Source organism: Brevibacillus reuszeri (assembly GCF_001187725.1).
GTDB lineage: Bacteria > Bacillota > Bacilli > Brevibacillales > Brevibacillaceae > Brevibacillus > Brevibacillus reuszeri.
The window spans coordinates 1,315,157-1,328,793 of record NZ_LGIQ01000009.1 but is presented as its reverse complement, the minus strand read 5'-3'; the positions used below and the strand labels follow the sequence as shown (position 1 = coordinate 1,328,793).

General features: G+C 48.4%; 16 protein-coding genes. 10 read left to right on the top strand and 6 right to left on the bottom strand.

Features of this window, described 5'->3' with window-relative positions; all coding sequences use genetic code 11:
• Nucleotides 1-24: 24 nt before the first annotated feature.
• From ADS79_RS20650 to efp, 4 genes are all read left to right on the top strand, one after another.
• A complete protein-coding gene (locus ADS79_RS20650; RefSeq protein WP_049740257.1) occupies nt 25-513 on the top strand; it encodes a YqhR family membrane protein in 489 nt (162 codons plus the stop codon).
• 165 nt (nt 514-678) lie between these two features.
• Complete coding sequence (gene aroQ / locus ADS79_RS20645) at nt 679-1,119, top strand: type II 3-dehydroquinate dehydratase (RefSeq protein WP_049740256.1); 441 nt, start codon at nt 679-681, stop codon at nt 1,117-1,119.
• 34 nt (nt 1,120-1,153) lie between these two features.
• A complete protein-coding gene (locus ADS79_RS20640) occupies nt 1,154-2,224 on the top strand; it encodes a M24 family metallopeptidase (RefSeq protein ID WP_049740255.1) in 1,071 nt (356 codons plus the stop codon).
• A 43-nt stretch (nt 2,225-2,267) separates the two neighbouring features.
• Entirely contained in the window at nt 2,268-2,825 is a 558-nt protein-coding gene (efp, locus tag ADS79_RS20635) for an elongation factor P (RefSeq protein WP_049740254.1), read from the top strand.
• 106 nt (nt 2,826-2,931) lie between these two features.
• Here the strand turns inward: efp and ADS79_RS20630 are convergent, their stop codons facing one another.
• The 3 genes from ADS79_RS20630 to ADS79_RS20620 all read right to left on the bottom strand — a co-directional run bounded on the left by ADS79_RS20630 (nt 2,932) and on the right by ADS79_RS20620 (nt 6,313).
• A complete protein-coding gene (locus tag ADS79_RS20630) occupies nt 2,932-3,393 on the bottom strand; it encodes a GbsR/MarR family transcriptional regulator (RefSeq protein WP_236700047.1) in 462 nt (153 codons plus the stop codon).
• Nucleotides 3,394-3,493: 100 nt separating this feature from the next.
• A complete protein-coding gene (locus ADS79_RS20625) occupies nt 3,494-4,951 on the bottom strand; it encodes a serine hydrolase domain-containing protein (RefSeq protein ID WP_049740252.1) in 1,458 nt (485 codons plus the stop codon).
• A gap of 99 nt (nt 4,952-5,050) precedes the next feature.
• Nucleotides 5,051-6,313, bottom strand: a complete 1,263-nt coding sequence (locus tag ADS79_RS20620) for an MFS transporter (protein ID WP_049740251.1) — start codon at nt 6,311-6,313, stop codon at nt 5,051-5,053.
• A 202-nt stretch (nt 6,314-6,515) separates the two neighbouring features.
• Here ADS79_RS20620 and ADS79_RS20615 point away from each other — a divergent pair, with 202 nt between their 5' ends.
• Both ADS79_RS20615 and ADS79_RS20610 read left to right on the top strand, forming a co-directional pair.
• A complete protein-coding gene (locus ADS79_RS20615; protein ID WP_049740250.1) occupies nt 6,516-7,490 on the top strand; it encodes a helix-turn-helix domain-containing protein in 975 nt (324 codons plus the stop codon).
• A 238-nt stretch (nt 7,491-7,728) separates the two neighbouring features.
• Nucleotides 7,729-8,754: an NAD(P)/FAD-dependent oxidoreductase gene (locus tag ADS79_RS20610; protein WP_049740249.1), complete on the top strand. Its 1,026-nt coding sequence runs from the start codon at nt 7,729-7,731 to the stop codon at nt 8,752-8,754.
• Between the two features lie 199 nt (nt 8,755-8,953).
• On the opposite strand, the gene ADS79_RS20605 is transcribed toward ADS79_RS20610, so the two are convergent.
• The 3 genes from ADS79_RS20605 to comA are packed head-to-tail and all read right to left on the bottom strand — an operon-like array spanning nt 8,954 to nt 10,983.
• The gene (locus tag ADS79_RS20605; protein ID WP_049741085.1) at nt 8,954-9,415 is read right to left on the bottom strand and encodes a DUF441 domain-containing protein; all 462 of its coding nucleotides are present in this window, start codon (nt 9,413-9,415) and stop codon (nt 8,954-8,956) included.
• A 39-nt stretch (nt 9,416-9,454) separates the two neighbouring features.
• The gene (locus ADS79_RS20600; protein ID WP_049740248.1) at nt 9,455-10,171 is read right to left on the bottom strand and encodes a 2-phosphosulfolactate phosphatase; all 717 of its coding nucleotides are present in this window, start codon (nt 10,169-10,171) and stop codon (nt 9,455-9,457) included.
• A complete protein-coding gene (gene comA, locus ADS79_RS20595) occupies nt 10,162-10,983 on the bottom strand; it encodes a phosphosulfolactate synthase (protein WP_049740247.1) in 822 nt (273 codons plus the stop codon). The genes ADS79_RS20600 and comA overlap by 10 nt, the downstream gene beginning before the upstream one ends.
• Before the next feature lie 145 nt (nt 10,984-11,128).
• Between comA and ADS79_RS20590 the strand changes: the two genes are divergently transcribed.
• The 4 genes from ADS79_RS20590 to spoIIIAB all read left to right on the top strand — a co-directional run bounded on the left by ADS79_RS20590 (nt 11,129) and on the right by spoIIIAB (nt 13,625).
• On the top strand, nt 11,129-11,392 hold the full coding sequence (locus tag ADS79_RS20590; RefSeq protein ID WP_049740246.1) for a YqhV family protein: 264 nt from the start codon (nt 11,129-11,131) through the stop codon (nt 11,390-11,392).
• A gap of 79 nt (nt 11,393-11,471) precedes the next feature.
• Nucleotides 11,472-11,960: a CD1247 N-terminal domain-containing protein gene (locus ADS79_RS20585; protein ID WP_307725590.1), complete on the top strand. Its 489-nt coding sequence runs from the start codon at nt 11,472-11,474 to the stop codon at nt 11,958-11,960.
• A 196-nt stretch (nt 11,961-12,156) separates the two neighbouring features.
• Nucleotides 12,157-13,110 carry a stage III sporulation protein AA gene (gene spoIIIAA / locus ADS79_RS20580; RefSeq protein ID WP_049740245.1) on the top strand — a complete coding sequence of 318 codons (954 nt, stop codon included), beginning with the start codon at nt 12,157-12,159 and terminating at the stop codon, nt 13,108-13,110.
• Nucleotides 13,107-13,625: a stage III sporulation protein SpoIIIAB gene (spoIIIAB, locus tag ADS79_RS20575; RefSeq protein ID WP_049740244.1), complete on the top strand. Its 519-nt coding sequence runs from the start codon at nt 13,107-13,109 to the stop codon at nt 13,623-13,625. The genes spoIIIAA and spoIIIAB overlap by 4 nt, the downstream gene beginning before the upstream one ends.
• The last annotated feature ends 12 nt before the right edge of the window (nt 13,626-13,637 follow it).

The window sequence follows — 13,637 nt, the reverse complement described above, 5'->3', positions numbered from 1 at the left end:
GGAGCACATACTAGGGTGGAGGTGATGTACGTGGAAGTAACCAATACAAGAGGTAGACAACGAGACTATAAGGCTGAACAAGGTGGGCAGAGAACCGGCACAAAGATGGCAATGTCGAAAGTGCTTGAGCTCGCTTTTTGGGGAACGGTCATTTGGGGGATCGTTCGCTTGGTCGCCCACTTTTTAAATTTGACCCCATATGGTTTGGGTGCTTATGCCCGTCCGCTCGCAGGGGTAGACGAGAATTCGATGGCAGGTATTGGCTTGGGGGCAGCCATCCTTTTTGTAGAAGTTCTCGTGGCGACATTTATCTTCTCCATGTTTTTCAGCAAGCAGCGTGTTTGGTGGAGCGGATTATTATTTGGTTTGGTCATGCTCATGATTGCAGGATTTTTTTTTCGGATGGGGAACTGGAACCTGGACGTCTTGACGAGTGAAGGAGCCTGGTACTTGTCCTTTGGTTTATTCATAGGAATGACGCTCACGCTGGAGCGATCGGATGAAGACGAATGAGAAGCAAAAGGGTTTGGGTCTGTCCCATCCCGAAGGAGAATTCGTTCAAATCTTCCTAATCTGTTGCCTACTCTTTATTCTCTGTTCCTTTTGGCAAGGCATGTGGTAAAATGTTTCATTAGTAAAAAAACTTTTTTACCGAAACCTATTTGGGAGGGATGCATAATGACTTCCATCCTGCTGCTGAATGGCCCGAATCTCAATTTATTGGGAACGAGGGAGCCAGAAGTATACGGAAGGGAAACGCTCGCGGATCTGGTAGCAAATCTGAGCAAGGTAATGGATGAGCTGGGAGGTAAGCTGGAACACTGCCAGTCCAACCATGAAGGTGTACTGATTGATGCAATCCATCAGGCAAGAGGCGTGCATGACGGGATCTTGATTAATCCGGGGGCTTTCACCCATTACAGCTATGCGATTCGTGATGCGCTATCGAGTGTGGCCCTGCCAACGATCGAAATACATATTTCCAACATTCATGCCAGAGAAGAATTTAGACATCACTCTGTTCTGGCTCCTATTGTAATCGGACAAGTCGTCGGTTTGGGGATGGATGGCTATGAATGGGCATTGCGGGCACTTGTCCGTAAAATCGAGAAAAAATAATAGGGACCTAGGATGAAAGGGGAGACGGTTGTCAATGAAACAACGTCTGACAAAGCTAAGAGAAGCACTTGCAAATCTGGGAGCGGATGCGCTCATTACAGAAAAAGCGGAGAATCGTTTTTATTTGAGCGGTTTCACCGGCTCAACTGGCTGGGTGATTGTGACTGGTACTGAGGCGTTTCTAGTCACCGATTTTCGCTACGTAGAACAGGCACAGGAGCAAGCTCCCGATTATACAATCGTAAACAATGAGCGCAAAGCGCTCGAAGCAATCGCAAAGCTTCTTGCGGACAAAGGAGTCAAGCGTCTGGCGTTTGAGAGCAGTGTTTCATTCGGAACACATCAAGACTGGAATCGGGCATTCGAAAATGTTGAGCTGATCGCAACGAGTGGTCTCGTAGAAAAAATCCGCATGTTCAAGGATGAAGCGGAGATGGTAATCATCCATGAAGCCGTTCGTATTGCGGAGGCAGCATTTGAGCATATTCAAGGATATATTAGACCAGGCGTTCGTGAGACAGATGTCGCGCTTGAGCTGGAATATTTCATGCGCAAGCAAGGCGCTTCTGGATCTGCGTTTGATATGATCGTGGCTTCGGGTGTTCGTGGTGCACTGCCGCATGGACGTGCGAGCGAGAAAATCATTGAAGCTGGCGAAATGGTAACACTTGATTTTGGTGCCGCTTACAAAGGGTATAATTCTGATATTACCCGCACGCTTGCTGTTGGCGAACCAAATGCCAAAATGAAAGAGATTTATGACATCGTACTGCGTGCTCAGCTTGCTGGTGTACAAGCTCTCAAGCCAGGGGTAACTGCAAAGGCTGCAGATGCCGCGACACGTGACATTATTACAGCAGCTGGTTATGGTGACGCGTATGGTCACAGTGCTGGGCATGGTCTTGGAATTGAAGTGCATGAGCTTCCAGGACTGTCGACTGTAAGCACCTTTGTTTTGGAGCCAGGAATGCTTGTAACGATGGAGCCGGGCATTTATGTAAGTGGATTAGGCGGTGTGCGGATTGAGGACGATGTGCTCATCACAGCGGATGGCCATGAAAACCTCAACAAGTCTACGAAAGAGTTGCTCATTTTGCCCGTCTAATTTATACTATTTCTGTTATTGATTGATTTTCGGGAGGACTACCATGATCTCTGTAAACGATTTTCGTACTGGCTTAACAATCGAAGTGGATGGCAATATTTATACCGTGCTTGAATTTCAACACGTAAAACCAGGAAAAGGGGCGGCTTTTGTGCGCTCCAAACTGCGTAACCTGCGCAGCGGAAACACGACTGAAATGACGTTCCGTGGCGGTGAGAAAGTGAACCCTGCCCGCATTGAGTCCAACACGATGCAATACCTGTATGCGAGCGGAGACGAGTACACTTTCATGAATACCGAAACTTACGAGCAAATGACATTTACTCGTAGCCAAATTGAGCGCGAGCTTCGTTTCCTCAAGGAAAACATGAATGTACAGATCATGCAATACAACGGAGAAACCATCGGAATCCAGCTTCCTAACACGGTTGAGCTCGTTGTAACTGAATGTGAGCCAGGTGTAAAAGGGGATACCGCTTCCAACGTAACGAAAAAAGCTACCCTCGAAACTGGTTTCGTAGTAAACGTTCCTCTTTTCGTAGAAGAAGGAGAGCGTCTGATCATCGATACTCGCTCAGAAGCTTATGTTTCCCGCGCGTAACTAGCAGAATACAAAAAAGCTGTACCCATCTGGGTGCAGCTTTTTTGTTAAAACGAAAGCCCGCTTCAATTGACAGATGAAGCGGGCTTGATCACTTTTCATCTCATCAACGCTGGGTACGCCAGCGGTTCAGCAGTTCGTTCAGTGAATCCAAAAAATATTCGATGCCTCTTTCCATTTCCACAAAGCGCTTGGAGACTATCTCGTTTTCATTCACGTCTTGAATTTGCGCTCCTTTTTCGATCGTCTTTTTCAAGGAATGAACGCGCTCAATGGAGGCGAGGAACTCCCTTTCCAGCGCATTTTCTGAATATATGTAGTAGGTGATGCGGTCACCTGTTATGCTCTTTTTTTCTACATGCCCAGACTGTAACAGTAAACGCATGTTGGTCGACACGCTACCGAGGCTAACTTGGAGTGCTGTCGCGATTTGTTCAGCTGACAGTGTGCCTTCTGTGACCATCAGCAAGCCCAAAATTCTCCCGGCGATTCTGGAGGCGCCTTGCTGCTCGTGATACAGGCCGATTTCTTCGATATAAGCCAACAGTTCTGGAGATAACTTATTCAACGCCAAAACTCCCTTTGGAAAAACGTCAAGACGTTTCTCTAGTAACTTGACTAGGCCCGTCTTTGAAAACGAGCCTAGACCTTTCATCATTATACCAACATTAGCTTTTTCTGTCTGCTTTGGTCAGCTGACGGAACCCGAATAATATTCGGCAGACCCGCCTATTTTCGTCCCGGTAGAATATCACGGAATTGCTCATGCCGTGACCTAGCTCTGCGATGAATTGATCGGGGCCGACCGGAACGAGTGGTATAGCTCTTTCGATCTCTCCCATCTTGACGGAAATGGTGAGTGTCTCACCAGATAAGCTAACTGAGACACGGCTCCCCTCACTGGATGAATAATCACCACTATATTCGGTCATAGCTGGTGTCCCTGGCACATAGCTGGGGTAGGAGAACTCAGGTGTATCCACCGGCCGCTCATGTAGAGCATTGAGTGCCGCCGCTAACAGACCCCTTACTGCAAAAGCACCGTCTGCATTAATCAGGACAATCCCGGTAATTCCTGCTTCAGGCAGGATGTGCATTTGCGCAGAAACGCCTTTTATTCCGCCAGAGTGCTCAACCAAGGAGCCGCCGTGATAATGCGGAGATGGTGTGATGAACAACCCATAGCCGTAGTGAATAAAGGAATCAATCCCGATGTGAGGTGTCATCATCTGTGTGACGCTCACTTCCGAGAGAATCCGTACGTCGCCGGCGCAGCCACCTGTCCGGAAAATTTCGGCAAAGCGAAGCATGTCGCGGGCCGTTGATTTCAAGAAACCGGCTGCACGTTGTGCTGGTGCATCCAACCAATATGGAGAAGCGAACAGCTCGGGCTTACCATCTGTCAATCGCTTGGTATAGAGGGTGGAAATGGCAGTATCTTCAGGTAAATCGGAGATCGAAAAACCTGTGTTAGTCATTCCGGCGGGCTCGAGAATGTGCTTTTTTACATACACTTCATAAGGCATTCCACTGACCTTCTCGATAATTGCACCTAGCAGTCCGAAGGCGTCATTCGAATAGCTGAACTGGCTTCCTGCTCCTCCCAAAAGCGAGAGGCCCGATGCAGAAAGGTAGGCGAGCAAATCATCGTAGGTGTCAATGTAGGCCAGCTCCTGGATGCTCTTTGTATCAAAGGGAGGCAAAAAATGGGAGTAATCGGGATCTCCCTCAATGCTTCTCCGCATGGCACCGAATAGCGATGAAAGCGGCGGGATTCCTGACGAATTACTCATAAAGTGATGGATGGCAATTTGCCCACTTGCCTCCTCATCTCCGAAGCGGAACTGAGGCAAATGGGTAACAACTGGGTCTGTGACAGACAGCTTGCCAGCCTCCTGCAATTGCAAAATCGCGATGCAGCTGAATGACTTGGTGATGGAGCCAATACCAAATACGGTGTCCAATGTGATCTCTTTCTGAAGCTCGACATCACTGTATCCGAAGGCATGCTCGTAAATTTGCTCGCCATCCTTGGCAAGCGCAATAATCGCCCCGGGAACCATTTTGGGATCGAGGATTTTGTTGGCGTAATCTTCAAAGACTAAGGTCCAGTTTTCCTTGTTCATGGGAATCATCCTTTCTGATTGACGGTGGTTGAGATTAGATATCATGATCAACTCCTTTATCAAAATGGGATTCTTGCCTCACCTCCTTTAAAAATGAGTTCATACTCCAGGGGGGAGCTTGCTTTCGGCCAGCATACTATCGCTTTGAGCGGCAAGCTTGATTCGGACGCCGAATGTTGCAGCGATGGACAGCAATAAGCCCATCAGGAGAAAGACAAAGCTTGCCTCAAACGAAATGTGAGCAATGATGGCACCCATGGCGACAGGTGTAATGATGCTGGCTGCTTTAATACCAGTGAGGAGCATGCCACTGCCGAGGCCCAATACATTCGCAGGAATAATTTGCATGGCCAGTCCCATAACCGGCTGATTCGTCATAGAAAGAAACGCGAGTGCGGCGGCTTCATAGAGGACGAATTGCAAAACGGAGCCGGAAGTGATCATCAGAATAAGAAAAAGAGAGGAGAGTAATAAGGACGGAATGACCATTTGATGAAATCGATTCGCTAGATAGCGGTCAAACAACCAACCGCCTGTGAGGTTTGCCACCATGGCGGCGAACAGCGGGAGAGATGCGGCAAAGCCGGTTTGCGTCAAATCAAGATGCTTCTCGGTCGTCAAATAGGTCGGTACCCACGTGAGAAATCCTGTAGCGACGATGCTGATGCCAGACATGATCATCGTCAGCATCCAGATTTGGCGGTTTCGCAGCACATCAGTCAATTTCATGCCAGGCTGCTGTGTCGCAGTATTGGCTACATTTTCTGGAACTGCTTCCGCTACCGGATTAGCTACTTCTGGAGGAAGCGGACGGGGCAGCAAAAACCAAATAATAGGAGCTATTAAGAGCCCTAGCACACCGAGCAGGATTGAGGTGTTGTGCCAGCCCAGCATCACGATAAGCGGGGCTACAATCAGTGGTGTAATCGCGGAGCCGAACGGATCGGCAGAGAGGACAAATGCATTTGTTGTCGTGCGAATCTTGGCAGGGGTCCGCTCCGCTACAGCTTTAAGGATCGCAGGGGACAAAGGCGCCTGGATGATTCCGAGGAGTACACGCACGATGAATAGTGTGAAAAAACCATTTACAAAGCCAGTGAGTGAAGTAAAGATAGCCCAAAGCAACAGCCCGATAGCGATGATCCTTTTCGAACCGACCTTATCAGCAAATGCCCCGCCAGGAATTGTAAAGATAGCATAGCCGAGAAAATAAGCGCTTACAATTGCCCCCAGCTCAACCGAGTCGAGCCCAAATTCCTCGCCAATTAGGGGGAGCGCCATGATGATGCCGGTAACTCCGATCACCTCCACAAGTAATGTTAAAAATAAGAGTGCTGCACTAACTGAAACATGTTTCTTCACAAGCCATCACCACCTGTCCCGGATATGTGTCTAATCTTACTGATTTTCAGTTATTTCAGTCAATACTAAAATTACTGAAAACAAAAAGTTTAACCATTACGAATGTTGATAGTCATTCTCATTCGTGCTAGGATGGCGGTAAAATGAACGATCCGAGGCAGCGATGCTTGATTTGATCGACAAAAGCTATGGAGGATGGCAGATGGAACAAATTATTCACGCTCATGATATACATGGTTACTTTGACGGGCTTGCCAGTTATTTGACTGGAAGTGAAGTACTGCAAGGCAGTGAGCATAAGATTCTGCTCTCCCCTCTGCTAGGAACAGGGAGTATCACCCGCCAGAAAATACGTCCAGGAATCGAAGTCGTGTTGTCCGACATGACTCTTCAAGAGGATTGGAAACAATATATTACCGAGGATCAAGTATTTGAAATTCATTATTGTTTCAGCGGAAATACCGATTGTTTTGTAAATGGCAAGAGCTTTTCAACGGAAGTACGGCCATGCAATTTTTATTCGATGGAAACGACTGAGCTTTATTTGCATAAAAAATCCAAGCAAAAGTACCAATGCCTTGAAATCAGGATGTCTCCTGAGCAGCTCCTACGTTATTTTGAGGGGGAAAATGATTATGCTTATGTGCAGAAATGGCTTCAGAAGCAATTGGGAAACATTACACCACTGAAAGACACAGTGATGCTGAAACGAGCCGTACATGAGATTGTAAACTCTACTTATCAGGGGTCTATGAAGAGGCTGCATCTGGAGTCCAAGATTATGGAAATGCTCCTGCTCGTATTGGATAATGGATTGCAGGGTGCTGGTTCCTGGCCAGTCTCCAAAATAAAAAAACAAGACAGGGAAAGGCTGTATGCTGCTCGGCAAATGATTGAGGAACGACTAGAAAACCCGCTGTCGCTAAAGGAACTGGCAAGAGCAACCGAGCTTAACGAGTTTAAGCTGAAAACTGGTTTTAAAGAATTATTTGGGATGACCGTTTTTGAATATTTGCGTGACCTGCGGTTGGAAAAAGGCATGCTTCTCATGCGGATTGATCAGTTAAACGTCGGGGAGGCAGCCATAGCGGTAGGCTATAGCAACCCAAGCAACTTTTCAGCCGCTTTTTATAAAAAATATGGCTGTAATCCGCTTCAATATCGGAAATCCACATAGTAACCCCAAGCATCCAAGAAACGCCTTTTCGTATGGCGTTTTTTTATTTTCCCTTTGACAGTCGATTCGCTTGCAGAGGAAGACAATACGTTTGCAGTTGAAAAGAATCCTTTTGCAGGTGGAGATCATTTTCGCCAAGAGTGATAATCAATATCAGAGAACAACCAAGCTATGCTTCGGTAGCACTCGAGGGAGAGGTCCTTTGCTCCCATTCACAAACCATGAGGAGGGGCTCTTGATGAAAGAAGAAATCGATTCCTGCTATGATGTGACGATCATTGGTGGAGGTCCGTCTGGTCTTTTCGCTGCTTTTTACGCAGGTATGCGGGAGATGAAGACGAAAGTGATTGAAGCGGCTCCGTATCTGGGCCGAAAGTTGCCCTATTATCGCGAGAAATTTCTGTTTGACGTAGGCGGGATACAGGCGATTACCGCAGGCAAGCTCGTCGAGGAGCTTGAAGCGCAAGCGCGGACGTTTGGGCCTACTATCGTATTGTCGCAGCTCATTGAAAAAATGGAGCGGCTCTCCGACGGTACGATTCGTTTAACAAGTCACATCGGCGAAACGCATCTTACAAGAAGTGTAGTCATTGCTATTGGCGGAGAAACATTGGTCCCTCAGAAGCTGGAATTGCCAAACACCAAGAAATACGAAGGACGTCATCTGCATTACTCTGTAGACGACATCGAGCAGTTCCGCAATAAAAGAGTATTGATATCCGGTGGAGGTGACTCTGCAGTGGATTGGGCAATCGCATTGGCCTCCATTGCTTCATTCGTCGGTATTGTTCACAGGAGAAGTGATTTTCGAGCTCATGAAGGGAATGTGAGCAAAATGCGAAATTCCTCGGTCCATGTCATGACGTCTTCTCAAATTAAGGAAATCAGTGGAGATGAGGAGCACATTGAGCTCGTCATGCTAGAACAGACGGAGACAGGCAACATCTCCTCCTTGGAAATCGATGAGATCATCGTTTGCCACGGCGCAAGACCGGAATTGAGCGGGATCAAGGACTGGGGGCTGGGAATCGAGCAAAATCGTATTACGGTTGACGCCTGGATGCAGACATCCATTCCAGGAGTCTTCGCAGCAGGCGACGTTGTGGATTACCCTGGTAAGCTGCCTGGTTTGATCGCAGGAGGCTTCATGGAAGGGCCTGCTGCCATCAATCGTGCTAAGGCGTATTTGGACCCTCACGAGGAAGTAAGACCGATCTGGTCGACCGACAATGAAGTGCTCATGGCCATACACAGCAGAGCGTGATAGTCGAAAAAAATTCTCTTCACCAAAAGCAGCGTTCAGCCTTTCGCAATCGGGCTGGGACGCTGTTTTTACGTTTACAGCTGTACGGGGCTGTATGATCAAGCATCAAGCTGGTATCAAAAGTAGACAAAAAAATCCCCTCCTCAGAAAACAAGGAAGGGGGCTTCGTCTACCCTATCACTGCCGCAGCTGATCAGAACTATCGTCCGCCGAACCATTCCCACAGCTTCATTACAAATGCCGTTATGCCAGCCGCCATAAGCGGACCTACGGGAATTCCCCGGAAAAACACAATTCCAATAATCGAACCGATGACCAATCCAACAATCATATGTGGTTCGCTTCTCAGAAGATCAAGGCCTTTTCCATTCATCCATGTAGCAATCGCTCCACCAGCAAGAGCCGTTAAGCCAACGACGGTCGTAAAAAGTGGGGTGACGTCTTTCCATGAAATTTTCTCGCTGGCAAAAGGGACCAAGACGGAGATGGTTAAAAAAAGCAGTCCCAGCTCCAAGCCGCGCCTCTCGACCGTTGGGAAAAAGCGTTCCAATGCAGTCAGCTTCAGAACCAATAGAATACTTGCAGCAGTAGCGATAATCGGTGAACGGCCAATTAACCCTATGACGATAAGGATGACGAGCATCACTTCTCCAGACATCATTGGCATCATCAAAACCCCTGTCCCTGTTCTCCTTTCACTTTATGAGACAAGTTGGGGGAGTATTCGCTTCTCCTTGACGAACGGGACAAGTTGGTAGTGATCAATCTGCGCGCAATAGTGCAAATCCTTTGCAAAGTGATGCTGAACCAGTCTTTTTCCGGTAGTGGTTTGGAGAAGCTGTTCGACTAGCTTATCTCTGAGATGTAAATAGCTCGCCTTTAATGCTTCCCCTAGGTCACAAACTTGGAAATGAGTTTTCAGGTTCTGTGCCTGCACGATCATCATGCCTGCCGCCAATCCATCCTCCAAGGCAAATTCAGAACGGGTACCGGCACAGTACAGGGTGATATCTAGGTGATGGGAAAGGGCATGCTTGATGCACGCCGTCGCGTTTAGAAAGCAGCCGATGAGAAGTGTAGAGGCCCGTTCCGCTTTTTGAATGGCCCGGGTTCCATTGGTTGTCGTCAAGATGAGATGGCTGCCGCTCTTGTTTTTTGCGGCAATTTCGGTTGGCGAGTTATTGCAATCAAACTCAGGAATTTTGCGACAGTGCCGTTCGCCAGCAAGTACACAATCTGGTGTGCGAAGGGAGTTGGCTTGACCTATGGTCTCTACGGGGATGACGGAGAGAAAACCGTTTCCGAGTGCGGTCACGATCGTGCTGGATGCTCGTAGTACATCGATGACAATCACGACGCGGTTGCTGATCTGATCGAAGCGTATTTCCTCCACAGTAGGCACTACTTCTATGCGCACGGATCTGACCTCCCCTCCTCCATGATGAGGGCTGTATCACTGCGCAAGCCACGGCGGAGTGTTTCTAATGCCATAACGTCCGTGTACGCAATATTTCCGAGATTCACTTCATTCCCGATGGCTTGAATCAGGCTAACCTGTTGCTCTTTCTGCGGTGCTTCCCAGATCAGTTTGCTTGCCAGATCTTTTACCGAATGGACGATGTCCCGAACAAAATGGTCATCTACTTTTCCATCCGTATCAAATACACCGACAGTCCCGCTTTCCCGCGCTTCCACAATGACATGACTCGCCCCTGACTCCAGATCGGTGAAAAGTGTCTCGATAAGCTCGTCACGTTCTGCACGGTAATCGGCAGCTTTCTTTCCAAATTCGGTATAGACGACAAGTCCGGTCTCTACCCCGATCCGTATAGCCTCTCGGCGCTGTGCGGGTGGTAGGGCGAAGGTTCCATCAGAAATTTCTACCGCATTGAATCCTAACTCATGGATACGGGACATGTACTCTTTCACAGGTGTGCGGCGAACGGCTATTTCAAAAAAAGTTCCACCTGGCATGACCCTAAGTCCATATTGCTTTGCCAGCATGATTTTTTGCTGCAAAAGGTTGATCGGGTACAGGGCAGTTGTGCCAAAGCCAAGCTTGTATATGTCCATGTACGGCGCGGACAGCTCCAATAAATCTCGAAAGGCGCTGCTCCCGAGCCCCTTATCAATCACCATCGTCAACCCACGCGTTCGCGGTTTACTTCTTGTAAGCCCGAACGGATTTGCCCAGTTGGCGGGCACAAATGGATGCTCGCAGTCTAGCATTGGCAGGTTCCTCATTTCTTCTAGGCGTATGCTTCAGTCTATGCCTTGCTGGGTGGAGGAGTGAAAAGCATAGGCTTTTGCCCAGGTGTGGTGCTGAAAAGGTCTGGTACAGGCATAGAGTGGAACGAGGGGAGGACGAGACGGTATGTGGGAAAAAGCAATTATGGGGATGGCTGCGCTGCGTATTTTGTCCGGAAGTATTGAGATCTTGGCTGCTCTGCTCATCCTAAAGGTAAATCAAGTGGAAAAAGCACTTATGATTAATTCGGGCCTTGCGATCGTGGGCCCAGTTATTTTGATTACCACGACGGCAATCGGCTTGCTTGGAATGTCAGACCGAATCAGTTTTGCCAAAATCGCTTGGATTATGGTGGGGGTTTCATTCATTTTGATTGGTGTGCGAAAATAATCGCCAATTCCTTCCACTGGTAGCCCTGCTCACAATTGGGAAAGATAGTGTCAGGAATCAGATAGGGGGAGTGGAAATAATGGACTCATTGGCAAATCGAATTGCCTATTTGCGTGGCTTGGCTGAGGGGATGGAAATCAGTGAGAAGAGTGCAGAAGGGAAAATCATTCTTGAGCTGATTGATATCATCGACGATGTGTGTGCACAGTTTCATGAGCTTGAGACACGTGTAGAAGAAGCAGAGGATTATGTAGAGGCTATCGATGAAGATTTGGAAGATATCGAGCTATACTTGTTTGATGATGACGAAACATTATATGAAACGGTGGGAGATTGCGAAGACGAAGAGGATGAGTACGCGATGTACTACGACCTCGACGATGATGAGGATGCCCATGTTTATGAGGGGGCGGGCAGTGACCATCTGGAAACAACCTATGAGTTTGCTTGCCCGAGCTGTCATGAAATGATTTTTTTACATGAAGGGCAGGATGATGAAGGCTATACTCATTACGTCATTGAGCAGTCTGATTGCCATGCTCAAACGGAGCCGATTAATCCTACCTAATATCGTACAAAGCTTGTCGTCTCACGTGAACCAACGTGGGGGCAAGCTTTTTTTAATTTTTGGGGACAAGTATTCTGATGACGTATTTTTTAGCATAAATCTCGTCCATCTCTGCATAGGATGGAGGTAAGTTCAAGGTGGACAAAGGCTGGATGAGCAAAAAAGCTAGCTTCAGCCAAGAAGGAGGGAAACAGCTGTGAAAGAGGTCATGGCGATCTTGCCGGCATCCATACGCACGATTTTACATGCCCTGCCCTCCACGGTTACAGAGCAACTCGAAGAAATACGGCTTCGGCAAAATCAGCCCCTGGAAGTGCGCTTCGGTCAGCAATCCAGTTATGTCACAGCTTCTGGTCAGCTCACTTCCATTTCGAGTCAGGGGTGGGTGTTCACCGAAGAACAGTCAGTCAAGCTCTTGAACCAGGTGAGCCAGCACTCCTTGTACGCATTGGAAGAAGAGCTGAAACGGGGCTACATCACAGTGGTTGGCGGTCATCGGATTGGAATCGCGGGTAAAGTCGTGCTGGATGGAGGCGAGGTAAAAGGAATCAGGGATGTCACCAGCTTCAATATCCGTATTGCGCGCGAGAAAAAAGGAGCTGCACAGAAGATCATGCCTGTTCTTTTTGAGAAGGGCAAATTGCTCAACACATTACTCATCTCACCACCACAATGCGGAAAGACCACATTGCTGCGTGACATGGCCAGGTCCATTAGTTACGGAAGCGAGTGGTCTTCGAGTCGGAAGGTAGGGATTGTGGACGAGCGTTCCGAGCTGGCGGGTTGCATGCAAGGCGTGCCTCAGCGGGATGTGGGTCCGCGCACAGATGTGTTGGATGCTTGTCCCAAAGCAGCAGGCATGATGATGCTGATCCGTTCTATGTCTCCCGATGTTTTGATCGTGGACGAGATTGGGCGTCCTGAGGACGGAGATGCTGTATGGGAAGCGATCCATGCGGGTGTAGCTGTCATCTGCTCCGCGCACGGGGCGAATGTAACAGAGGTTGCGGAAAGGCCAATGCTTGGAAAGCTGGTTCGACAAGGAGCTTTTTCTCGCTACATTGTCCTGAGTCGGACGAAGGGTGTTGGTACGATTCAAGCCATCTACGATCAAGGCTTGAATCCGTTGAAAAAGGAGCAGGCCGTATGATCAAGCTGATCGGTGCCGTACTCATCCTTTTTTCCGCATCCATGGTTGGCTGGCAGATTGGACGCTATTACGCCTTTCGCCCCGTTCAGCTACGAGCCCTGTTGGTCGCCCTGCAAATGCTAGAAACGGAAATCGTCTATGGTCTGACCCCCTTGAATCGGGCCTTTGTAAAAGTCGGTCAGCGTGTCACGGAGGACGTTGGGAAAATGTTTCTCCATGCCGCGGAGCTGCTGAATACAGAGAAGGCTCAGTCCGCTGAGGAGGCTCTCAAGCTGGCAATGGGAAAGCTTTGGACACATACGGCCTTGCGAAAACAGGAACGGGATGTGCTCGCAAGCTTGGGCCAGGTTCTAGGTTCATCTGATCGGGAAGACCAGCAGAAGCATTTGCGTCTGGCTGTCACCCATCTTCAGGGACTCGCGGAGGAAGCGCGTCACGAACAGGAAAAGTACGAAAAAATGTATAAGAGTCTTGGCTTCCTTGGTGGTCTGCTGGTCGTCATCCTGATGTTCTAAAGGTGAGGTGTT

Bases quoted from the DNA above. Each gene is read 5' to 3' on its own strand.
- ADS79_RS20650 (WP_049740257.1), top strand. From the start codon at position 25: ATGTACGTGGAAGTAACCAATACAAGAGGTAGACAACGAGACTATAAG.
- aroQ (WP_049740256.1), top strand. From the start codon at position 679: ATGACTTCCATCCTGCTGCTGAATGGCCCGAATCTCAATTTATTGGGA.
- ADS79_RS20640 (WP_049740255.1), top strand. From the start codon at position 1,154: ATGAAACAACGTCTGACAAAGCTAAGAGAAGCACTTGCAAATCTGGGA.
- efp (WP_049740254.1), top strand. From the start codon at position 2,268: ATGATCTCTGTAAACGATTTTCGTACTGGCTTAACAATCGAAGTGGAT.
- ADS79_RS20625 (WP_049740252.1), bottom strand. From the start codon at position 4,951: ATGAACAAGGAAAACTGGACCTTAGTCTTTGAAGATTACGCCAACAAA.
- ADS79_RS20615 (WP_049740250.1), top strand. From the start codon at position 6,516: ATGGAACAAATTATTCACGCTCATGATATACATGGTTACTTTGACGGG.
- ADS79_RS20610 (WP_049740249.1), top strand. From the start codon at position 7,729: ATGAAAGAAGAAATCGATTCCTGCTATGATGTGACGATCATTGGTGGA.
- ADS79_RS20605 (WP_049741085.1), bottom strand. From the start codon at position 9,415: ATGATGTCTGGAGAAGTGATGCTCGTCATCCTTATCGTCATAGGGTTA.
- comA (WP_049740247.1), bottom strand. From the start codon at position 10,983: ATGCTAGACTGCGAGCATCCATTTGTGCCCGCCAACTGGGCAAATCCG.
- ADS79_RS20590 (WP_049740246.1), top strand. From the start codon at position 11,129: ATGTGGGAAAAAGCAATTATGGGGATGGCTGCGCTGCGTATTTTGTCC.
- ADS79_RS20585 (WP_307725590.1), top strand. From the start codon at position 11,472: ATGGACTCATTGGCAAATCGAATTGCCTATTTGCGTGGCTTGGCTGAG.
- spoIIIAB (WP_049740244.1), top strand. From the start codon at position 13,107: ATGATCAAGCTGATCGGTGCCGTACTCATCCTTTTTTCCGCATCCATG.